The sequence below is a fragment of the Paenibacillus alba genome, from assembly GCF_013204855.1.
In the GTDB taxonomy this organism is placed as follows: Bacteria; Bacillota; Bacilli; order Paenibacillales; family NBRC-103111; genus Paenibacillus_E; species Paenibacillus_E alba.
Genome location: NZ_JABMKZ010000010.1, coordinates 42,294 through 64,421, shown reverse-complemented (window position 1 = coordinate 64,421; position 22,128 = coordinate 42,294). Strand labels below are relative to the sequence as shown.

General features: G+C 46.6%; 20 protein-coding genes. 16 read left to right on the top strand and 4 right to left on the bottom strand.

Features of this window, described 5'->3' with window-relative positions; all coding sequences use genetic code 11:
* The first annotated feature begins 3 nt into the window (after positions 1 to 3).
* From HQN90_RS15080 to HQN90_RS15065, 4 genes are read left to right on the top strand one after another with little or no spacing between them, the layout of a single operon-like run.
* Complete coding sequence (locus HQN90_RS15080; protein WP_173219997.1) at positions 4 to 1,425, top strand: RtcB family protein; 1,422 nt, start codon at positions 4 to 6, stop codon at positions 1,423 to 1,425.
* Positions 1,422 to 2,738, top strand: coding sequence for an AAA family ATPase (locus HQN90_RS15075; protein ID WP_173219994.1), 1,317 nt, complete (start codon positions 1,422 to 1,424; stop codon positions 2,736 to 2,738). Before HQN90_RS15080 ends, HQN90_RS15075 begins: the two co-directional genes overlap by 4 nt.
* A gap of 36 nt (positions 2,739 to 2,774) precedes the next feature.
* Complete coding sequence (locus tag HQN90_RS15070) at positions 2,775 to 3,365, top strand: RNA 2'-phosphotransferase (protein WP_173219991.1); 591 nt, start codon at positions 2,775 to 2,777, stop codon at positions 3,363 to 3,365.
* Positions 3,346 to 4,140: a TatD family hydrolase gene (locus HQN90_RS15065; RefSeq protein ID WP_173219988.1), complete on the top strand. Its 795-nt coding sequence runs from the start codon at positions 3,346 to 3,348 to the stop codon at positions 4,138 to 4,140. The genes HQN90_RS15070 and HQN90_RS15065 overlap by 20 nt, the downstream gene beginning before the upstream one ends.
* A 16-nt stretch (positions 4,141 to 4,156) precedes the next feature.
* On the opposite strand, the gene HQN90_RS15060 is transcribed toward HQN90_RS15065, so the two are convergent.
* Entirely contained in the window at positions 4,157 to 4,966 is an 810-nt protein-coding gene (locus tag HQN90_RS15060) for a hypothetical protein (protein WP_173219985.1), read from the bottom strand.
* 90 nt (positions 4,967 to 5,056) lie between these two features.
* Here HQN90_RS15060 and HQN90_RS15055 point away from each other — a divergent pair, with 90 nt between their 5' ends.
* Positions 5,057 to 6,013: a 3'-5' exoribonuclease YhaM family protein gene (locus HQN90_RS15055; protein WP_173219982.1), complete on the top strand. Its 957-nt coding sequence runs from the start codon at positions 5,057 to 5,059 to the stop codon at positions 6,011 to 6,013.
* Positions 6,014 to 6,396: 383 nt separating this feature from the next.
* Here the strand turns inward: HQN90_RS15055 and HQN90_RS15050 are convergent, their stop codons facing one another.
* A complete protein-coding gene (locus tag HQN90_RS15050; RefSeq protein WP_173219979.1) occupies positions 6,397 to 6,858 on the bottom strand; it encodes an Lrp/AsnC family transcriptional regulator in 462 nt (153 codons plus the stop codon).
* Between the two features lie 280 nt (positions 6,859 to 7,138).
* Between HQN90_RS15050 and HQN90_RS15045 the strand changes: the two genes are divergently transcribed.
* From HQN90_RS15045 to HQN90_RS14995, 11 genes are all read left to right on the top strand, one after another.
* Positions 7,139 to 8,524 (top strand): amidohydrolase family protein, encoded by a 1,386-nt coding sequence (locus HQN90_RS15045; RefSeq protein WP_173219977.1) that lies wholly within the window; start codon positions 7,139 to 7,141, stop codon positions 8,522 to 8,524.
* 27 nt (positions 8,525 to 8,551) lie between these two features.
* Positions 8,552 to 9,547, top strand: coding sequence for an aromatic ring-hydroxylating dioxygenase subunit alpha (locus HQN90_RS15040; protein WP_246362429.1), 996 nt, complete (start codon positions 8,552 to 8,554; stop codon positions 9,545 to 9,547).
* A 200-nt stretch (positions 9,548 to 9,747) separates the two neighbouring features.
* Positions 9,748 to 10,827, top strand: a complete 1,080-nt coding sequence (locus HQN90_RS15035; RefSeq protein ID WP_246362427.1) for an ABC transporter substrate-binding protein — start codon at positions 9,748 to 9,750, stop codon at positions 10,825 to 10,827.
* Between the two features lie 24 nt (positions 10,828 to 10,851).
* Positions 10,852 to 12,231 (top strand): amidohydrolase family protein, encoded by a 1,380-nt coding sequence (locus HQN90_RS15030; protein ID WP_246362425.1) that lies wholly within the window; start codon positions 10,852 to 10,854, stop codon positions 12,229 to 12,231.
* A 10-nt stretch (positions 12,232 to 12,241) separates the two neighbouring features.
* Positions 12,242 to 12,961, top strand: coding sequence for an NAD(P)H-dependent oxidoreductase (locus HQN90_RS15025; RefSeq protein WP_173219971.1), 720 nt, complete (start codon positions 12,242 to 12,244; stop codon positions 12,959 to 12,961).
* Between the two features lie 111 nt (positions 12,962 to 13,072).
* Entirely contained in the window at positions 13,073 to 13,885 is an 813-nt protein-coding gene (locus tag HQN90_RS15020; RefSeq protein WP_246362422.1) for a creatininase family protein, read from the top strand.
* 44 nt (positions 13,886 to 13,929) lie between these two features.
* A complete protein-coding gene (locus tag HQN90_RS15015) occupies positions 13,930 to 14,736 on the top strand; it encodes an ABC transporter ATP-binding protein (protein WP_420851050.1) in 807 nt (268 codons plus the stop codon).
* A 12-nt stretch (positions 14,737 to 14,748) separates the two neighbouring features.
* Positions 14,749 to 16,092 (top strand): FAD-binding oxidoreductase, encoded by a 1,344-nt coding sequence (locus HQN90_RS15010; RefSeq protein WP_246362419.1) that lies wholly within the window; start codon positions 14,749 to 14,751, stop codon positions 16,090 to 16,092.
* 17 nt (positions 16,093 to 16,109) lie between these two features.
* Positions 16,110 to 17,006 (top strand): ABC transporter permease, encoded by an 897-nt coding sequence (locus tag HQN90_RS15005; protein ID WP_173219965.1) that lies wholly within the window; start codon positions 16,110 to 16,112, stop codon positions 17,004 to 17,006.
* Positions 17,007 to 17,038: 32 nt separating this feature from the next.
* The gene (gene codA / locus HQN90_RS15000; protein ID WP_246362417.1) at positions 17,039 to 18,286 is read left to right on the top strand and encodes a cytosine deaminase; all 1,248 of its coding nucleotides are present in this window, start codon (positions 17,039 to 17,041) and stop codon (positions 18,284 to 18,286) included.
* A gap of 410 nt (positions 18,287 to 18,696) precedes the next feature.
* Complete coding sequence (locus HQN90_RS14995; RefSeq protein WP_173219959.1) at positions 18,697 to 20,592, top strand: sensor histidine kinase; 1,896 nt, start codon at positions 18,697 to 18,699, stop codon at positions 20,590 to 20,592.
* Positions 20,593 to 20,717: 125 nt separating this feature from the next.
* On the opposite strand, the gene HQN90_RS14990 is transcribed toward HQN90_RS14995, so the two are convergent.
* Both HQN90_RS14990 and HQN90_RS14985 read right to left on the bottom strand, forming a co-directional pair.
* Positions 20,718 to 20,957 carry an NHLP leader peptide family RiPP precursor gene (locus HQN90_RS14990; RefSeq protein ID WP_173219956.1) on the bottom strand — a complete coding sequence of 80 codons (240 nt, stop codon included), beginning with the start codon at positions 20,955 to 20,957 and terminating at the stop codon, positions 20,718 to 20,720.
* An 83-nt stretch (positions 20,958 to 21,040) separates the two neighbouring features.
* On the bottom strand, positions 21,041 to 21,973 hold the full coding sequence (locus tag HQN90_RS14985; RefSeq protein WP_173219953.1) for a hypothetical protein: 933 nt from the start codon (positions 21,971 to 21,973) through the stop codon (positions 21,041 to 21,043).
* Positions 21,974 to 22,128 lie beyond the last annotated feature (155 nt).

Here is a 22,128-nt window from a genome sequence, read left to right as displayed (position 1 = left end):
CGAATGAAAGAACATTATATTCAGCAGGTCCAGCTCCCGTCGGGGGTTGTACATGTGTATGCAGGGCCGGAGCTGTTCAAAGCTTTGGATTATCAAGTATTTCAAATGGCTAACAATAATTTGCAGATTCCGAATCAAGTTTATATGAGCTATACGCCTGATGTGCATGTCGGTGTAGGTACTTGTATTGGCACAACGGCTGTATGGCGAACTGAAGATGGCTATGTGTCGCCTTCTATCGTAGGAAGCGACATTGGCTGCGGCATGCGGGTGCATATGACGAATCTGCATAAGGATGAGCTGAAAGACGTGAAGCTTCGCCGCAAGCTGGTGAAGACGATCGAGAAGTACCTGCCGGTAGAGGATCATGCGCGCGGGCATTTCTCTGACATCCGATTAGAGCATGTCGTTACGAAGGGATTGCATGGCTTGCCCAAAAAGTACATCCCTGATGGCTATACGCCTCGAAAAGCAACTTCGCTGACGCATGTGGAGAGCAGTAAATTTAGTTTAGACGAAAATGCGTTGAATCGCTTTCCAGACTCGGTTTGGCATCGCTCGCATCGTCAGCTTGGAACACTGGGAAATGGCAATCATTTTGCAGAAATTCAATCGATTGAGATTGCGGAGGAGAATCGGGAGATCGCGGAAGCCTGGGGGCTTTTCGATGGTCAAGTTATTGTTATGATCCATTCTGGATCACGTGCCTGGGGCGGCTCGGTCAATCAGTACTGCAGCAGCGATATGCAGAAAGTGATGCGAATGAATGGGTTAGGTACGGCAGACCCGAAGCTGCTGTTCGCGCCCCTCGAACATCCGGCTGCTCAAAACTACGTCAATCTGATGTATGCTGCGCTTAATTATGCGGTAGTCAATCGGCATCTCATCGCTTATGCGATTCGTGAAGCGGGCAAGGATTTGTTTGGTTCCAAGTTTGAAATGACGACCTTGTATGATCTCATGCATAACTATGCATGGAATGAGGAGCACAGAGAGCAGTCTTATTTTGTTCATCGCAAAGGGGCGACGCGAGCGCTTCCCGCCGGACATCCGGGTAATCCGCAGCCTTATGCAGCTACAGGTCACCCTGCGTTGATTCCAGGTTCGATGGGAACAGCTTCCTATATCATGGTAGGAGCTCCGGGCGGTGATGCGAACTTCCACTCGATCTGTCATGGAGCAGGACGTATCCGCTCGCGCAGCGCGACGAAAAGAGTGGTTACACTTGAAGAATTTGCTGCTTCCATGCACGTAGGAACCAATGATGAAATTGTTGTGAACCAAAGGTCATTAGAGTCAATTCTGGATGAATCGCCTCAGGCTTATAAAGATGTCGATCAAATCATTGAAAGTGTTGTTGGGGCTGGCTTAGCAAGCGTTGTTGCCAAATGTAAGCCTATGGCGACAGTCAAAGGTGCAAAATGAATCAGCTGAATACGAAAACTAAAGTAAAAGAAGCAGGGGCAGCCGTATCCGCTCATGTGAGGTCAGATGGAGGCTCGCTAACCGCATATCGAGATTATGCTTACGTGCTCGAACGCATTCAAACGGTTCTGGGTGAACGATACGGGAAACACTTCGAGCCTTATATGAGCGATGACGGGAAAGAAGAGTATTGGGAAATGCTTGAGCAGGATGTGAAGAGAGGCAGTGGTGATGTCCATTTCGTCACGCGAATCTTTGATCATATGGAATCACGTGCTTTTGGCATGAGTGGAGAAAATGAGGCTTCAAGCTACTGCATCTATCCGACGCTGCGCAACAATGTGTTTGCTTATCCGGGATGGGGAATTGCATTAGCCAGAGTGCCTACCTTTCGCCTGCATGGAATTGGCGTGGAGGATTTCGTCTTTGCGGAAAATGATGCCAGTTTGCATCGTTTTCTGGAACATGCCAGACAGCGGCGGCGGGATTTGGACCGCAGGCAAGTGACAGTTTTCACCGATGGACCTCATGGGATGGAGAAAGAGCTGACTCCGATTACCCGCATGGTGGACCGTTCGGATGTTATCATGAAAGAGGATGTCAAGACCGATATCTATCGTTCCATCGATCAATTTTTTACGGAGGATCGAGCTTTTTTCAAGGAATATCAGCTTCCTTACAAAAGAGGGATTCTGCTGTACGGCAAGCCAGGCAATGGGAAGACAACGCTCGTTAAGTCAATTGCCGGCAGTGTGAAAGCGCCAGTCGCGTATTGGCAAATTACCGAGAACACCTGCAGCGATTCGATTCAAGAGGTGTTTCAGGCTGCGGCCAATATGGCGCCTATGATTCTGGTGATTGAAGATATAGACGCTATGCCGCAGAGAGCGAGATCCTATTTCTTGAACATTTTGGATGGCGCGACCTCCAAGGAAGGGATTTTCCTCATTGGGACAACGAATTATCCGGAGCAAATAGATCCTGCGCTTATGAATCGTGCCGGCCGCTTCGATCGAGCTTATGAAATCAAGCTTCCGGACATCGTGCTGCGAGAAACGTATTTAAAGCAAAAAGGGATGAGCAAGCTTCTAACGGAGGCACTCCTTCACATAACGGCAAAGCAAACAGACGGCTTTACGTTTGCGCAGCTTAACGAACTATATGTATCGGCCGCACTTCAGTGGCACTATGAGCAAAGCGTGGACATCGAGATGCTGGTGAAATCCATGAAAACGGAGCTGCATAAAGGGCAGACGATGTCGTGGATGAAAGAGGAATCGGAAATTCGGGTAGGATTTCTGGTGAATGAATGAGAGAAGTAAACAATTAGTTAGTAGGATGTGAATGATTTGTTAGATAAGGAAAAATATACGAAATTAAGCAAGTTTATGAGCAAAATGCTGAGGCATTCACCTGAAGAGTTTGGCCTAAGCCTCGACCCTGTCGATGGTTCTTGTCCGACAAGCGAGCTGCTGGGTGCCCTTCATAGGCAAACGAAGTGGTCGGGTATTAGTGTCCGTGATATCGAAGAGGTTGTGGAGCGTTGTGAGAAGCAGCGTTTTGAAATTAAGGGAGATCGTATTCGCGCTCGCTACGGACATAGCCATGATAAGGTCGGATATCCGATAGCTGCGCCTCCAACTGTGCTGTACCATGGAACGAATGTGCAAGCGGCCCCCTCAATTCTGAAACAGGGTCTGCGCTCCATGCAGCGCCATTATGTCCACTTATCAGAAGGACTTCATTTTGCCGAACTTGCCGGCAAGCGAAGAGGGGAACTAGTGATTTTGGCTGTAGAGGCTGAGAAGGCTTCGCATGCTGGTGTTGTTTTCTATTATGCAGGTAATGAAGTATGGCTTGCAGATCATGTGCCGGCTCAGTTCTGTTATTTGTATGAACATACCAAGGAGGTAGGAACTAATGAATCCATCCCTCATTGATATTGGTGTTAATTTGATGCATCGCTCGTTTGACACGGATCGGGATACCGTGGTTGCCAGCGCGCTGGAAGCGGGAGTTTCGCCGCTTATCCTCACGGGAACGAGCTTGAGGAATAGTGAAGGAGCGGCGCGATATGCCGAACAATTTCCGGGGAAATTATTTGCGACGGCAGGGGTTCATCCCCATGACACGCGGCATTGCACGGCTGTAACCCTAGGCAAACTGCGGCAATTGGCAAAGCTTCCGCAAGTTGTGGCCATTGGGGAATGCGGTTTGGACTTTAATCGGGATTTCTCGCCTCGCGATGTGCAGAAGAAATGGTTTGAAGAGCAGGTTAAGCTTGCTTGCGAGCTGCAAATGCCGCTGTTTCTGCATGAACGAGAAGCGCATGTTGATTTCGTGCGACTTTTGAAGCCTTACATCGGTTCTATGAACAAAGCGGTTGTTCACTGTTTTACAGGCACAATGCAAGAGCTTCAGACCTATCTGCAGCTAGGTTTTTACATCGGAATTACGGGTTGGATCTGCGATGAACGGAGAGGCAAGCATCTGCGTGAGCTTGTAAAAAGAGTGCCGCTTGATCGCCTTATGCTGGAGACGGATGCCCCTTTTCTAACACCTCGTGATTTGCCTGTGAAGCCTCAGGATGGCCGTAATGAGCCGCAATTTCTCCCCCACATTGCTGCGGCAGTCGCTGGTTGTTTGGGGAAGACGGCAGAAGAAGTGGTCGATGCCACGACGCGGACTTCACGAGAATTTTTTGGATTGGAATAAAAGATAGCTTAAAGCGCTAACTCAGTCTTACGATAAGACCTTCAAGCGCAGAGCTGCCCCACTCCGCATCGGTAGCAAAGGTGGGCTTCTGATGCCATGAAGTATCCAATTGATTTGTGACTAACGCATAAGCCATCGTGACACAGGCGGCGACGGCGTCGCAGGCATCCATCTGCATGCTTGGCTTCAGCCCAGCAATACATGTATAGACCGTATCCTTTACCTCAATGTGTAGAGGATATTTGTCATTGAAAGAAGCGATAAACGTGGAGAGCGGCATTCCCCTTTTGAGCCCCAACATACGCCATGTGTGGGAGGGATAGACTTCATAAACACAGGAACGCGCTGTATGCTGCTCGGAAAAAGGGTATACATTCACGCCGCTGCGCACTAAATGGGCAAGCAGCTTGAACCCGCCATAGGTGAGACCCAACATATTGATCGGCGTCTTGGAGAGTGGGCTTTTGGCGTTCAAGGCGGCATCCGTGCGTCGCGTTGGTGTCTGGGCTAGCGAGGATATGGCATGCTCAATCTGCTCTTTGAACTGTACTCTTGAGGTTTGGACGGCCAAGTTATAGAGCGATGACCAATCCGATAATGTTTCCAAGTGCTCATAGATGAACGCAGGATAAGCGAATGGCATGTCCATTCCCCAATAGGCTTGCTGAGTTGTAAGATGGTAGTAAAGATCCAGCCGTTCTTCACAATGGATGATGTCTTGGATGCGCAGAGTTCCAGCGGTTAGCTCTGCGCGTGCGAGGAAGATTTTCTCAGAGGGGTTAATCGCTCCGCTAAAATCACAACCATAAACGATTTTTGTCTGCATAAACTTCTCCTGAAATTTCTATTGGGTTCCATTCATCCATTTTATCATTTTCGTAGTATAATGTTTCTAATGACAAGTGGAGGATATCAAATGACTTTAATTAAGCAAATGCAAGCACCTGACGAGTTTGTTGGATTTTATCTTATCAAAGAGCTTGAAGTGAAACAAACGAATACGACGCCTGCCAAGGATTTCATGGACATTATTCTATGTGATGCTAGCGGGCAAGTTTCAGCGAAGATGTGGGATGTCAGCGCGACGGATAAAGAAACGTTCTTTCCTATGACCTTGGTGAAGGTCCAAGGAGTCATCCAAACGTACCGCGATAAGCTGCAAGTGAAGATTGGCCGCTTGCGCAAAGCGCTGCCTGAGGATGGCATTCAAATGACGGATTTCATCCGTTCAGCGCCTATTAGTCCAATAGATCTTATTCATACGATAAATCAAGTTCAGGAGAGTATCACGAATCCGACGATCAAGTCGATCGTTTCGTTCTGTGTTACCAAAGTAGCAGATAAACTGAATCATTATCCGGCAGCCAAAACGCATCATCATGCCTATTTTGCCGGTCTGGCTTATCACATCGTGCGCATGCTTGAGATTGGTGAATTTATTTGCAAGCAGCGTCCATTCCTCAATGCTGATTTAATTAAAGCGGGCATTATTTTGCATGACATCGCGAAGCCGGAAGAAATGATTGCACAGATGGGAATCGTTAGTGATTACAGTGTGCAGGGGAAGCTACTGGGACATATCTCGATGGCCTCGAACTGGATAACCGAAGCAGCGCTTAACCTCGGGATTGATCTACAATCCGATGTGGTCATTGGCCTGCAGCATATTGTGCTGTCCCATCATAATCTGCCTGAGTGGGGAAGTCCGGTACTGCCTCAAATTCCGGAGGCGGTTGCTCTTCATTATATTGATTCCATGGATGCGAAGCTGCAAATGGTGGAGGATACGCTGCTAACGACACCGGAAACTGAAGCATGGACACCGATGATTCGCGGTCTAGAGAATAAGGCGATGTATCGGTTGAACTTATGATAAATTCCTGCAAATGTGCATCCTTTTTGGTCATGGAAGGGCCCTAAACAATAGATTCCTGCGATTATGCAGGCTTTTGAGGCTTTTTCTGGATTAGAGGGTGGAAATACTAATAAAGCCTGCATAATCGCAGGCTTTACTATTTTTCAGCCGATTTCGTCGAAAATCCCTGCATTTTTGCAGGCTTTCGCGTATTGGAACCCTACGCCCTGAGCGAATGAAGGCGCAAAATCCATGAAATCTGGAAAAGCCGGAAAATCTCATTTTTTCAACTCACGCTCGTCGTTTACGTAAACAGCAGCAGATCTCGTATATAGAATTAAGCCTATAAGTCCCTTTATTTAGGAGCGCATAGGCTTTTTTGTGTTTTTCAGTGTGCGATCCTACAGTTCCAGTCCAGTGCCCTGCTTAAATCGTTTGATGACAACTTGGGTGTTGACCCGTACTACGCCTTTAAGCTTATAGATATTTTGATAAAGGAAGTCCTCCAGAGCAGCATCATCTTTGAGCAGGGCATGCATATGAAGTGAGCTCGACCCCGTCATTTGATAAATACTGATGACATTGACGTCGTCTGCCAGTAAATTCCCGACCTCTTCGACATACCGCGGCTCCACTTCTACCTCGAAAAAGGCGCTGACCACTTTCCCAAGCTTCGTCACATTCAAACGAACTGTGAAGTTCTCGATGACATCTTGTTCAATCAGATTTTCCACGCGCTTCTGAATGGCAACACGAGATAGATTTAGGGTTTCACCGATTTTGGCAAAAGACATTCGTCCATTCTCATGCAGTAATTTGATGATATCCTGATCCACTTGATCAAGGTGAGGCAGATCTAACATACGCTTATCTCCTTTGAAATCTAAAATATATACAGTTGTTGCTAGAAAAGAAGTTTTTGTATACAAAAAGCAAAATTACAGCGAAAACGAAGATATTGTTAACCGCAATGCTGATAATAAACACCAAAACGTAACTATTCAGTCTTTTCTTATTTACAAAGTTAGTTGACTGAATATTCGATCACGCATATAATCGTGTCAATAAACATAACACAAAAATAAGATTTTTTAAATTAATGTTAGATAAATTAACATTTTTATATTTCGAGGAGGTGGTCACATGTCAAATAAACTGATTTATAACGGCACCGTATTAACGATGAATGCCGCCAATCCAATATTTAAACCTGGCTATGTGTATGTGGAGCATGATGTCATCAAGGAAGTAGGTGAGTGGAAAACAGACGGAAGTATGGATCATCTGCTTGCGAAGTCTTCTTACAGCTACAATGCAGCAGGTAAAGTTGTTATTCCTGGAATAATTAACGGACACACGCACTTGTTTCAAACCTTCATGAGAGGGGTATCCGACCATTCGCCTTTAGCCCAGTGGCTTAAGGAAATTATATGGCCGATGAGCCTTGCGATGGAACCGGAAGATTTCTATTTGGCCGCATTAATTGGATGTATCGAAAATTTAAAATCAGGCGCTACGTATATGATGGACCATCATTATATTCACACGTATCCGGAGAACGACGCGAGTGTGCTGCGGGCGATGGTCGATTCGGGGATTCGAGGACATTTGGCTCGAGGGGGTTCTGATTTGGCTGGGGAAATACGCTTGCGGGAAACGGAGGAGATGATCTTTGACAGCACAGATCGCTTGCTTGATGAATGGGATGGTGCTGCATCCGGCCGTATTCGCATCGCTCTCGGACCGCTGAATCTGTACGGCTGTTCCAGGGGATACCTCGAGAAGGCAGCGCTTTTTAGTCAAGAACGCAAGTTAATCTCGCACGTTCATGTCGCTGAAACGAGTGAGCAGATCGACACTACGATGGCTCGCTATGGCCTGCGTAATTTGGAGCTGCTGAATGAAGTAGGCCTGCTGGGTGAACGAACGCAAGTCGTTCATGGGGTGTGGCTGGATGATGGTGAATTGGAGCTGATCAAAGCTAAGCAAGCTTCTGTCATTCATTGTCCAGTCTCCAATATGTATTTAGCTTCTGGTGTAGCCCGAGTGCCGGAAATGCTGAAAATGGGCATTAATGTTGCTTTAGGCACGGATGGACCGGGCAGCAATAACTGCCAAGACAATTTGGAGGTGCTGAAGTTCACGGCATGCCTGCACAAAGTGAATGAACTAGACGCGACGCTGCTGCCTCCGATGGATGTCCTGCGAATGGCAACGGTGAATGGTGCCAAGGCGGTAGGACGTAGTGCAGATTTGGGCAGCCTTGAGCCGGGGAAGAAAGCGGATATCGTAACCGTCGATATGTTGAAGGCGCATATAAGTCCTGTACATCGTGCCTCCTCATCTTTGGTATATAACGCTAATGGCAATGATGTTGATCTTGTCATGGTCGGCGGGCAGGTCGTCGTTGAACATGGGAGAAGCACGTGGATCGATGAGCAGGAGGTTTTGCAAAGAGCTCAGGCAAGAGTTGATATTCTGCGGGGCAAGCTGGCTGTACAGTACCCTATTTTCGCCATTATCGAGTAAAAAATAGACCACTGGAGGATGATTGTTATGGCATTAGAGCGACTGCAGGATCCTGTTCTTGAAAATGATTGGCACGCGGTATACCTGGCTTCTGAGCTGAAAGACCAGCCGGTGGGAGTTATTGTACTGGGGGAAAGAGTTGCCATTTACCGCTCAAGCAAGGGCGTACATGCGCTGCAGGATCTCTGTATTCATCGTGGAGCGATGCTGTCCAAAGGCTGGGTGCAGGATGACATTCTCGTCTGCCCTTATCATGGCTGGCAGTATAATTCCTCTGGTCAATGTGTTTGTATTCCGGCGCAGCCCAAAGGTGAGAAGATCCCGGCCAGAGCCAAAGCGCAGGTCTACGCCTGTGAGGAAAAATACGGCTTCATTTGGGTATGTATTGGTGAAGCTGCTGCGCCATTGCCACATTTTGAAGAGTTTGCCAATCCGGAGTATCGTCCATTGCCCTGTGGCCCTTACAAGGTTGCGGCAGCAGGAACACGCGTGATTGAAAATTTCACGGACTTTGCTCACTTGATGTTCGTGCATCAGAATCTGCTGGGTCACCCAGATTATGCGGAGCTGCCTGACTTTCAGGTGGTGAAAGAGAAGGAACGTATTTATATCGAAAATATTCCGATTTTCCAGCCGGTGGCTCATTCGGGTTCGGACAAAAAGGAAGGCACGACTTACGTTTATATGAAGGAAGTCTATCGGCCGCTGTCGGCGCGACTGTCCAAAGCGGATCCGAGCAATGGCCAGACCTTGTGGATTATGCTCACCGTATTGCCAGTTGCTGCCGAAGAATGCGTCGTGTTCATGATGGTTTCACGCAATTATGCCTATGATGTGGATGATGCTAACTTTATCCATTTCCAGGATATTGTTTTTGACCAGGATGCCAAGGTGATTGAGAGTCAGAAGCCGGAATTGCTTCCACTCGATCTTCAAGTTGAACTGAACCATAAGGTGGATCGGTTCTCCATTGCGTATCGTCGTTGGCTGAAGGAATTAGGCGTTAAAGTGGGGACGATATAGTAGAATGTTCGTCTTTTATGTAAATATATTGTAAAAATTAAACGGAGATCTTGGGATTCGAATGAAAAGACGTACTATTTATTGTGATTAAAAACAAAACGTAAGTAATTCCGTTGACGCACAAGGGCTGTGAATCTATATTTGACCTAAAGGTTGATACCTGATTTGTAGAGAAAACCAAATATGGAGGGGAAGTTCAAATGAAACGAATTCAATGTACGAACGTGCTTGTTGCCAAACGCCCAATGGTCGTATCGCTCAGCTTAGTGATGATCTCGAGTATGCTTGCTGCATGCGGCAGCTCAAGCACATCGGTTTCAACAACACCAGCACCATCTGCTGTGGCTGCGGCTTCCGCATCTCCGGCTGCCACAACAGCCGCTCCTAAGGCAGTAGTTCCATCGACGCTTGTTCTGAACTGGTTCGCAGAACCTGAGCATGGTGGAAACTTTGCAGCTTTGGCCAAAGGATATTACAAGGATGCAGGCTTTGATATGACGCTAATGCCTGGTGGCCCTTCGGTTTCTTCTACACAAATTGTCGCTTCAGGCAAAGCTCAATTCGGTATGGCGAATGGCGACGATATCTTGGTAGCCAGACAAGAAGGAATTCCCGTTGTTGCTATCGCAACTTCCATGCAGAAAAGTCCGCAAGCGTTGTTCTATCACAAAGATTCAGGGATTAAAGATTTCTCGGATTTAAATGGCCATAAAGTGTATGTGGCTTCAACGGCAAGCTTCTGGCAGTTTATGAAAAAGAAATATAAATTAGACAATGCTCAAGAAATGAAATATACAGGTCAATTAGTCAACTTTGTCAGTGATAAAAATGCCTTAACGCAAGGCTATGTGACAAGCGAGCCATTCACGTTGGAACAGCAAAAAGTTGAATTCGGAACCTTGCTCAATGCAGACTCGGGTTACAACATCTATGCTGGTGTGTATTTTACAACGGAGAAAATGATTGCTGAGCATCCTGACCAAGTGAAAGCGTTCGTTGAAGCTACCGTCAAAGGCTGGGATTACTACAAGGATCACTCCGAAGAGATCAATCCAAGCATTAAAGAGAAGAATCCGGATATGGGCTTGGATATGATGAAATTCAGTGCTGCCAAAGAAATGGATTTTGTTTTCGGTGGAGATGCAGCGACCAAAGGAACCGGCATTATGACCAAAGAACGCTGGGAAGAAGTGCAAAAGCAGCTCGTAGATGTTGGCATACTTAAATCCGCAGAAAGCATTGATAAAGTGTTCACCACACAATTTATGCCTAAAAAATAAGTAGAAACCTGGGAGGTGGCCGTATTGGCTTCTGTAACGAATCTGGATATCGTCAATGTTCGATTACCTATGGAGGATGAAGAGCGCTTATATCGCCTAGCGATTCGAGATGGCAGTTGGACGCAGATTCAGAAGCAAGAAGCGGATACTGCCCAGCCTGGTGCAGTTTCACTGGAACGGTGGACATCTGCTCTAGGGGCAGGCGAGTCAGGCATTCCGGTTATTGATTTGGAAGGTAAAATCATGCTGCCTGGCTTTGTCGATGCCCACATGCATCTGGACAAATCATTTTCGTTAACCTCGGTGGAAAACCTAAGCGGTACATTGGAAGAGGCTGTGCGGAATTATTCGCTGGCATCCCCATCCTTCAGCAAAGAGGAGATTAAGTCGAGAATCATGCGTTCCTCGTTGCAAGCATTGTCTTTTGGCACAACGCACATTCGAACTCATCTGGATTTCAACTTAAGAGCCTCGCGCGAGGTAGCCTTACGTACAATAGAAGCTGCTTTGGAAGCGAAAGAAGCGCTGGCACCTTACATCCGCTTGCAGCTATTCCCGATGTGTCCTTACAACTTCATGGCGCTGGATGTTGAAGCGATCGAGGAAGCTTTGCGAATGGGTGTGGATGGGATTGGCGGCGCACCACATTTATCATCAACGGCGAAGGAGGACATTGATTATATCTTCCAATTGGCGGAGAAATACGATGTGCCGATTGATCTTCATTGTGATGAAACCGATAATCCGAACATGCGGACGATTGAACACATTTCATTGAAAACGAAGTCTGAAGGCTATTCGGGAAGAGTGACGGTTGACCATCTATGCGCACTTGCTTCGATGACCGATTACGATGCCCATGGCATTATTGAGCGCATGGCAGAAGCTGGCTTGAAAGCCGTATCCTTGCCTGCTGTGAATCTGTATTTGCAAGGCAGACACGATAGCTTCCCTGTTCGTCGGGGAGTAACCAGATTGAAGGAAATCTGGGAAGCCGGCATTCCGATCGCTGTCGCTTCAGATAATATTCATGATCCCTTTCACCCGTTTGGCAGGGGGGATCTAATGCAAATCGCGCTCATTGGCTCCTATGCGGCCCATATGGGGCGACCTGCTGATCTCCGCACACTGCTGCGTATGATTACAGATGTTCCCGCAGAGGTATTGGGACTTCAAGCGCATAGCATCAAGTCAGGGAATGAAGCGAATTTTGTTGTCGTTGACGCCCATACGCCGGAAGAGCTTTTCACGATGCTGCCTGAACGGCGCTGGGTGTACAGCCAAGGGAGCTGGGTTCGAATGGCGGCTAGCCAAGCGGAGTGGCAGGAGCCAGCATTAGCGCAGTTTTGGAAGGAAGCAAGCGAACAAGTATCCTTTCATAGGCATGAATTCGCGAAAGGGTGAAGATTTCTCTATGGCGAACCTATTAGTCATTTATTACAGCGCATTCGGCCACGTCTTTCAGATGGCGCAAGCGGTTGCCGATGGTGCCAGTCAATTCGGGACTCATGACGTGCGAATCGTTCGAATTCCGGAAATGATTGCGCAGCAAAATCGGGTGATTCAGCAGGATAAAGAACGGCCGCAGGCCGGAGATGAAAAGCTGGCAAGCGCCAAGGCGTTATCCCATCAATTCCGACTGACAGATCGCTATAGTAAATATGAAGCAACACAAACCTTGCAGCAGGCAATTCGGTTTGCAACGAATGATGATTTGCGCTGGGCAGATGGCATTCTATGGGGATTTCCAACCTACTACGGAACAATGCCTTCCCAAGTGAAGTTATTTCTTGAAATGGCGGGAGAGCTTTGTATCGAAGGCGCATTAGAAGGAAAGCCGACAGGGATATTCAACAGCACGGCTTCGATACACACGGGACATGAAGCAGCTATATTGACGTCGATGGTGCCGTTGTTTCATTTTGGCATGATTTTCGTGGGATTGCCCTATTCGGAAAACCCGGAATATTTAACGGCGGATGCCATTGGATGTTCACCTTATGGCGCTTCAACTTTGGCTGGACCCGACAGTTCGTTATCTCCGGACCCAAGGGAACTTTTGATGGCTGCCAGATTGGGCGAAAGAGTTGCGGATGTGGCCGCTGCCTTGCAATTGTTTCAAGCACACAAGTAGGATCGCAATGAACGCAACTTTGAAAGCTTAAGATCCACTACTCACTTATGAGGCGGGATCTTTTTTCATACGAAGATGTGCACACCTGGCACACAGAAGGAGGTAGTCACCTTGGCATATAGTCGTTATACAGGGAAAGCATGGGATCGTCACTTTTTTCCTCGCCTAAGTAAACGGGAGGTTGCAGAGGTTCCGAAGGAAGATGCTCTGATTGTGCTGCCAGTAGGCGCTGTGGAACAACACGGACCTCACATGCCTGTCTTTACGGATACTTTAATTTCCGAAGTGCTATTAACAGAAGCTTTCGAGCAGCTGCCGGACGAGGTGAATATTTGGCTGCTGCCCGCGATTCCTTATGGGAAAAGCACAGAGCACCTAGGACATCCAGGCACAATTACGTTGTCGGCGATGACACTGATGGCTGTCGTGATGGACATTGCCAAAAGTCTCAGCAGAAGCGGTTTCCGCAAATTAGTGCTCGTGAACACGCATGGGGGCAACACGGATTTATTGAATATGATGGGGCGGGAAATTCGCATCGAAACGGGCTTGGCTGTATTTCGTCTAGATCCTGGCGGGCTTGGGGGCGCTGATGAATGGCTTACTCCACTTGAGAAACAAGCTGGTATTCATGCCGGTGACATGGAAACCTCGTTGGTGATGTCCGCCTTGCCGCATTGGGTTCATATGGAAGTGGCTCCCACCGAATATCCGAATTATCCCGAATCCCGTTATTTGGGACTCCGTAACCGCGCTTTTGCTTGGGTCATGGATGATTTGTCTGAATCCGGCATTTCGGGTGATGCCACGGCAGCTACGATAGCCAAAGGTCAGGGCATGACCATAAGGTATGGAGCTATGATCGCAGAGGCGCTCCTTGAATTTCAAGCTTTTGATATGAAGACATTAAGATTGGACCGATAGAGGCGAAACGCTACAACCAAAAGCATGATAAGGAGATGAAGGCAATGTCCATGAATTCTTCGCTGATCCATACACCTGGTAAAGATGCATACAATGCCAAATTTGTAACGATGGAGAATCTGTCCAAGACGTACCCGAACGGGACGATTGCTTTGCGGGACGTCAACCTAACGATTAAAGAAGGCGAGTTTCTATGCTTTGTAGGCCCGTCCGGCTGTGGTAAATCAACTATCTTCAAAATGATTACAGGGCTGGCTAAGCCAAGCAAGGGCACCTTGGATGTATTTGGCACAACGCCCAAAGAGGCGCGTAAGCAAAGCGATATCGCTTTCGTTTTCCAAGACCATACGCTCCTGCCGTGGTCAACGGTGGAAGCGAATGTGAAATTGCCGCTGGCTTTGCGAGGCGTGGATAAAAAAACACAACACGAAGAAGCGCAGCGAGTTCTCGAGCTTGTGGGATTGAAAGATTACATGAAAGTACTGCCCCGAGAGCTATCCGGCGGTATGAAGATGCGTGTATCGATCGCGCGAGCGCTCATTTCTCGACCCAAGCTGCTGCTTATGGATGAGCCGTTCGGCGCTTTGGATGAAATAACACGCCAAACGCTGCAAATGGAGCTGCTGAATATTTGGCAGCAGGATAAATCAATGACGGTGCTGTTCGTTACGCATAATGTATTTGAATCTGTCTTTCTATCGACAAGTGTCGTTGTCATGACGCCGCGTCCGGGCAAAATATCAGCAACGATCGATATTCCTGTCCCTTTTCCAAGAGACGAAAGCTACCGGACAACAGCACAGTTCAGCGATTTGGTAAGAGATGTGAATGCGGCTTTAGAACATGAATAGGAGAGGGTGACTATGCGAATGGCTATGTATACAGGCTGGGAAAAAGCGCTGAAAGAGCAGTTCAGTGAAGAGATCGTTTATGTTGATGACGCGACAAGAGAGAAGCTATCCAAAGACTATTATTGGTACTCCCCGGTACTTAATCGCCAGTTGGAGCATATCCAAGCTGCCGATGCTGTACTCATTCCTCGAAATGCAGATGAGGTGGCACAGATACTGGCTTTTGGCTATCAGCATCACATTCCGGTAACGGTTCGTGGAGCTGGCACCGGCAATTACGGCCAAGCGGTTCCCCTGCATGGCGGTATTGTTATGGACTTAAGCCGGATGGATGAGATTCTAGAAATCGGACCTGGATTTGCTCGCCTACAATGCGGAGTCAGGCTCAGTATCATTGACAAGAAAGCCCGTGAAGCGGGGCAAGAAATTCGCATTTATCCAAGCACCTATGTGAAAGCTACTGTCGGTGGATTCGTCAGCGGAGGCTCCGGCGGCATCGGGTCAATCACGCATGGGAACTTATGGGATGGCAATGTATTGGAAGCCGTCATCTATACAATGGAAGAAACACCGCAGCGACTGGTTATCCGTGGGGATGAATTAGTTAACTATATTCACAATTATGGGACGACGGGCATTATGACGGAAGTGACGATTCCTTTGTCACCGCGAACGGATTGGGCTCAAGCTATTGCACATTTTGATACCTTTGAGAACTCCATGCTCTTCGGAGAAGCCTTAGCAAGAGAAGACGCAATTCCCAAGCGACTGATCGCTCCAATGGAATGGCCGATACCTTCTTATTTTATTCCGTTTGCGAAAGTGATTAAAGCTGAACTGGCAGCTGTTATGCTTGAATTTGCTGAAGACAGCCTGCCGCTTGTTGAAGCTCTTGCTGCTCGTTATGGCGGCTGCATCGGTCATTATATTGAAGCGAAACAATACCGCAAAACGATCGGCGTGTCGGATTTTACATGGAATCACACGACACTGTGGGCTATGAAGACAGATGCTTCGATGACCTATCTGCAAGCTGGCTTTAAGCTAGATAGCTATATCGAGCAAATCCGTGAGCTTAAAGCCAAATTCGGCGATGAAGTGTATCTTCATTTCGAGTGGGTACGAAGCGGTGGCGCGATTACCCCAACAGCCCTTCCGGTTGTCCGTTTTCAGAGCGAAGAACGGTTGTATGAAATCATTGCCTTCTGCGAATCCATTGGCGTCAAGATCTTCGATCCGCATACATGGGTACTTGATCATGGCGGGCGAGGGGAAGTTGGCAGCATGGAACGCAAGAAACGGGAGAATGACCCAAGAGGGCTGCTCAACCCGGGGAAAATCATGGTTGAAACGTAACTAAGGGGGGGATGAACATGGCTGTAGATTCGAAATACTTGCAAATATTGCCCGATGAAATATTTCCTGCCCGCGAGCGGGCAGCTTGGGCAAACCGCCTCGAAGACGGGGCGTCCCCCGGACTTCGGCTGCTGCTGCTTTTTAAACATTTACTGCCACCGTTGGTCGCCTTTGTTGTATTTATTGGCGGCTGGGAGCTTATTGCCTATCTCATGAAAGCCCCGGTGTATCTCGTGCCTAAGCCTTCCGATATTGTGGCGGCAGCTATCGAAAACAAGTCATCCTTATGGGTATCCGTCAGGACGACTACGCTGGAAGCGGTGCTTGGCTTTTTCCTCAGTATCATTTTGGGGGTAGCGGGCGCCATTCTTCTGGCAAGCTCCAAATGGATTGAAAAAAGCGTGTACCCGTATGCCATCATTTTGCAAACTATACCGATTGTCGCCGTTGCGCCCTTGATCGTTATCTGGTTTGATGCGGGTGTGAATGCGATCGTCATCATTACGTTTTTGATCGGATTTTTCCCGATGTTGTCGAACACGCTAATTGGGTTGAATTCTACGGATCAAAATATGAGCAACTTATTTTATCTCTACAATGCCAATGCCTTTCAAACGATGTGGAAGCTTCGCATTCCCGCTGCACTGCCCTACATTGTAGCTGGTTTGAAAATATCTTGTACCTTATCCGTTGTCGGCGCCATCGTTGGCGAATATATTGCCGGCATTGGCGGAGGGCAGGGCGGGCTTGGATATGCGATTACTTATGCAGCCGCCCGTTTAAAAACACCCTATCTGTTCGCTTGTGGGCTTTCCGCTTCTGCGTTAGGCATTTGCTTTTTCCTCCTTATTAATGCTTTTGCCAAATGGCTGCTGAGTTCATGGCATGAATCCGAAATGAAGAAGGACAATTAATCAGCCATAAGATGAGGGAGGCGACTTCACTGTTGGATCTAGTCATTCGTCATATACGGCTGCTGGGTGACTCTGACAATCAGGGGCCGATAGATATCGGCATTAAAGATGGCTTGATTGCCATGATGGGAAGGTTTGATGGTCAGGCTGAACGAGAGATTGATGGCAGCGGGCATCTGGCGCTTCCTCCGTTTGTAGAGTCTCACATTCATCTAGACACTGTGCTTACAGCAGGGGAGCCTTCATGGAATGAGAGCGGCACACTATTTGAAGGCATTCGGCTTTGGCAGAAGCGCAAAGAGACACTTACTTATGAGGATGTTAGGAGCCGAGCTGAAAAGGTGCTGAGGATGCAGCTTGCGGCAGGCATTCTCCATGTGCGGACGCAGGCGGACATCTCGGATCCTCATCTTACAGCGCTGCGGGCACTTCTCGAATTGCGCGAGCGCGTCAAGCCTTATATGAATTTGCAGGTCATCGCCTTCCCGCAAGACGGAATTCCCGCATGTCCCGATAATGCGCAGCGACTTGAAGAGGCGCTTCAGCTTGGCGCGGATGGCATTGGAGCGATTCCGCATTTGGAGCCTACACGTGAGGAAGGACTGGCTTCGGTTGATTTCGTCTTTCGCCTCGCGGAGAAATACGGATGTTTCGTCCATGTTTTTTGTGACGAGACGGATGATGCGAACTCTACCTTCCTGGAGAGCACAGCGCATCTGGCCATGCGTTCGGGGCTGCGCGAACGTGTGACTGCCGCCCATGCCAGTGCTTCAGCGTATTATGGTGAAGCCTATTTTCAGAAAGTGCTTGGCCTATTGGTTCGTTCAGGGGTGAACGTGGTGTGCTGCCCGCTTATTAACAGTGCTATGCAGGGAAGATTTGACGGATATCCCAAAGGGCGAGGCATTACTCGCATTAAGGACCTGTGGTCAGCCGGCGTGAATGTCAGTCTTGCACATGATGATATTCAGACGCCTTTCTATCCGATGGGCACGGGAAGTATGCTCCAAGCAGCCCATATGGCGGCGCATTTGGGACATATGATGGGACGTGAGGAGGTAGCTGAGCTCGTGCGGATGATTACTATTCGTGCGGCAGCTACGCTGCAGCTCAAGGATTATGGCATTGGAGCAGGAAAGCCCGCTAATTTGATTGTGCTGCCGGGCCAAGATGCGATGGATCTTGTTCGAAAGCAGCCGGACTGTCGATATGTGATTAGCCGTGGCCGGATCGTTGCTGAAACGCAGCCTGCGAATAGCCGTCTATTTATAGCAACTTAAACTGATTTCACAGAGAAGGGTTGTCCCAAAGGTCGCAAGACCTAGCGGACGGCCCTTCTCTGTTTTGCAAATAAGAGCCTTTATGAGCTTCTATTTGCACAGAAAGGGATGATTTTTCATAGATAGAAGTCTCTGGAGGCTCTTATCGTCGGTGAAACACTTAGAATTCTCTGGTAAACAAAGAGATAAGAGCCTCTATAAGCTTCTATTTACTCAAAAAGGGGAGGTTTTTGATGAATAGAAGTCTTTGGAGACTTTTATTTGGAGGCAAGATCTCTCCAAATGTGAATCCTCCCCATTTCTATTATTGTTTTCCATTGTTTACAAGGCTATAAAGCAGGAAAGCATCGAAACCCGTCGAATCTATGCTATTGTAAATTAATGTAAGATGTCCTCGGGGAGGTGCATGTATGAAGTTAATCTTTGAGATGGTTATGAAGTATTTACTGGTTGCAATGATCGGTTTTGGAATCGTGGTACCTCAAGTGTATGCGGAAACTCCTAAAGAGAAGTTAACAATTCCGGATTGGAGCATCATGTGGGGTAATCCGCAAGGAGGAATTGAAGAGGTAAGGACCGCTCCTTCCAAGGAATGGATTACCGTTAAGAATGGCAAAATGTCCCCAGAAAAACCGGCAGAAGTTTCATCAGCATGGATTAAATTTCGGCTTCCAGCTCAAATTCCAATAGATTATGGCATTTATATTCAAGGCATTCATGCGCAGAACATCTCGATATACATGGACGATCGCTTGATTCAAGAAATCAGCTTTGATTTTGCATTCGATAAACAAAGAGTATTATTTCCTATTGGCAATGAGGAGGTAGGGAAAGTCGTTTATATAAAGCTGGAGACATCCATGGGTCGCTTGGATATACATTCAGCTATTATGTTAGATAACTATACGGTTTTGACGCGAGCATTTTTACTTTATGATTTTTTGAATATTATTTTAGGCTGTGTTTTTCTGTTCATAGCTTTGATCATACCCATAGGTTCTTTCTGCCTGAGAAAAGGTCGAGATACAAGTTGGGTTTTAATTAGTGTGCTGAATCTAACACTTGGCATTATTTTTATTACGTATTCTTCTTTCATATACATAAATTTCACGAACCATGGTGGTTTATATATTGCTTTGTTTGATCTATCGCTGGCTGTATTTTTGCCGACACTCACGTATTATTTTGAAAAAACGTTCGCTGATGGTAAATATAAACTGATACGCTGGTTTAGGAAATTTCAGGTTATGTATTCGGTTTTTTTAATTATTATTATGCTGGTTAATCAGTTTAATGGCTCTCGATTTAGCGAAGCATACTTTTTTGCTTCGGTTACTGTTTTGGGATATATAATGATTTGTCAGTTCATCCTCATGATTGGCTTCTCCATTCTTTTTGTAAAAAGGGGGAATAAGGAAGCGATCATTTTCTCAATCGGATTTGCCTCGTTAGCTTTTATGAGTGCACTAGACCTGGTATATTTCTATGCGAGTTCTCAAAGCTATCAATTTAACTTATGGAGATGGGGAGTAGTAGGATTCATTATCGCCACTATTGTCGTCTTAGGCAGGCGCTTCGCCATCAATCAGGAACAAATGATTAACTACTCCAAAGAACTCGAATTTTACAATCATCAACTCCAGCTTTCTGAAAAAATGGAAATCATAAGTGCCCTAGCAGCGTCAGTCGCTCATGAGGTGAGAAATCCTTTGCAGGTAACACGAGGCTTCTTGCAGCTTGTTGCAGCTAGAACGGATGATAAGAACAAAGAATATATGGGAATTGCGATAGAGGAATTGGATCGAGCCTCGGTGATTATCACAGAATTTCTAACATTTGCCAAACCGCAGCTTGATGAGGTCGTGGATTTAAATGTGTTCAAAGAGATTAACCAAATTGAAGGAATTATTGTGCCTTTGGCTACTTTACACGGAGGGCGAATTATCGTTAATGTCCCCAATGATCTATACATACGAGGAAGCTCTTCGAAATTAAAACAAGTGCTGATCAATATTATCAAAAACAGCATTGAGGCTTTCCAAGTAGATGGTCAAATTCATATATGGGCGTATGCGAAACACGGGAAAGTGTATATTCATATCAAAGATAATGGGGAAGGAATTGAGCCTACGCAGTTGATCAAATTAGGGGAGCCTTACTATTCAACAAAAACAAAGGGGACAGGACTTGGGCTCATGATTACTTTTCGAATCGTTGAGGCGATGCAAGGACATCTTGAGTTTCAAAGTCAGAAATATATCGGGACGGAAGCGATCATTTGTTTTCCTTCCATTGCTGTAAAATAAAAAAGGTCTGAGCTAACAAAGCGCAGCACCTTTTTCGTTTGTTATATGTTCCTGGAATAGCTCACTCCGTGATCTCAACAGTGTGAAGTGAGTTATTCCAGTTAATTAAATGTTTTTGAATAAATTTAAGACCAAGTATACTCAACGGCATTCGTAGTAACTAAAACCTTGGCAGGATTCGTGGGGATCACGAGAACAAACTCTGTAGAAGTTTCTTCAATGGCTTTAACTTTAATGTCATCTGGAAGTGTGATGTTAAAGGCTTGCTTCAATGCCGCTTTGGGATTAGCGATTAGTTGGTTCTTGAATGCTTCGTCTTCCCATGCCTTTTGAATAATTTGAGATCTCAATTCATTGGATGTCATTAGGAAATCCCCTTCCATAATTAATTGGTTAATTTTACCTACAAAAAAATTATAACACGAATATTCTGAGTAAACTAGCAAAATTATCTAGATTCAGACAAAAAATAGTAGAATCCGCCTGAAGCTAACTTCTTTCGTTTTTCTTTGATCTCTTGATTGACGGTTTGAATGTTCTTTACTAGCAATTCGTGGAAGCTCGTCATTTGGGACATAGAGGTCTGTAAACCAAGTAAATGTTCATGATGTGCTGTTGCAATTTGTCCATATGTATCTAGGAAATCCTTAACGTATAGTTGATCTTTAAACATATCCACAGTAAGCGTGTTTTCTTCTGAAAGTTGCATGTGCTTCCGCATGGAAGCTAACAAACAATTGTAAGAGCCATCTTCGATATCTTCCTCCCAGTCAGCCCAATCGTCCAGCATCTGTAAAGTCACAAGCACCTGCTCAACAGCAGTTGTCACAGCAGGAATTTGATCAGCTTGGTTGCTGAGTAAAAGCGCACCTGTGCTAGCATTTTTCACAGGACTGGCTTTCTTAGCGACTTTACTCCGATCTGTGTGGAAATAATCGGCATGCTGCTCGTTGGTGACAGCTTCAGCCCATTCAAGGACATAGGCATCATAGTAACTCCAAAATGGTGATGCTGCTGGAAACATTGCTCTATAAATAGTTAAGAATTGCATGTGGAATAGATTCGCGAGCGGCAGCTTCTCCCTATGCTCACCTTTGGTGGAATCCATAATATCGTCCTGAATGAAATAATAAAGCATGACGAATACGTTGGCTAAAGACAACTTTTGCACGTCATCCTGAGGCAAAACACTCATGTCCTTCATCCAGTATGGGAGTAAGTAGCAGATATAGTTCTTGGTAGTGCCTTCTTTACGGGCATCGAATTTAGCCAAATAAGCAAGCCCAAGTTGATCCAGAGGTGCCGGAAACGTGCTGACAATCTGCTTCGTTTGTGCGAATACGTCATGAAGATCTTGTTTATGCGCATCGAGCCAATCCATAGGCATATTCTCCTTTATTGGTATATTCTTGAAACTAGACTAGCACGAATTCTCGCAGGATACAATTCCTATTTTACTCCGCACAATCCGCGCTGTTCATCTATTCCTTGCAAGCCAGTTCACGGAAGTACATATTGTTCATAGCTCATTTCACC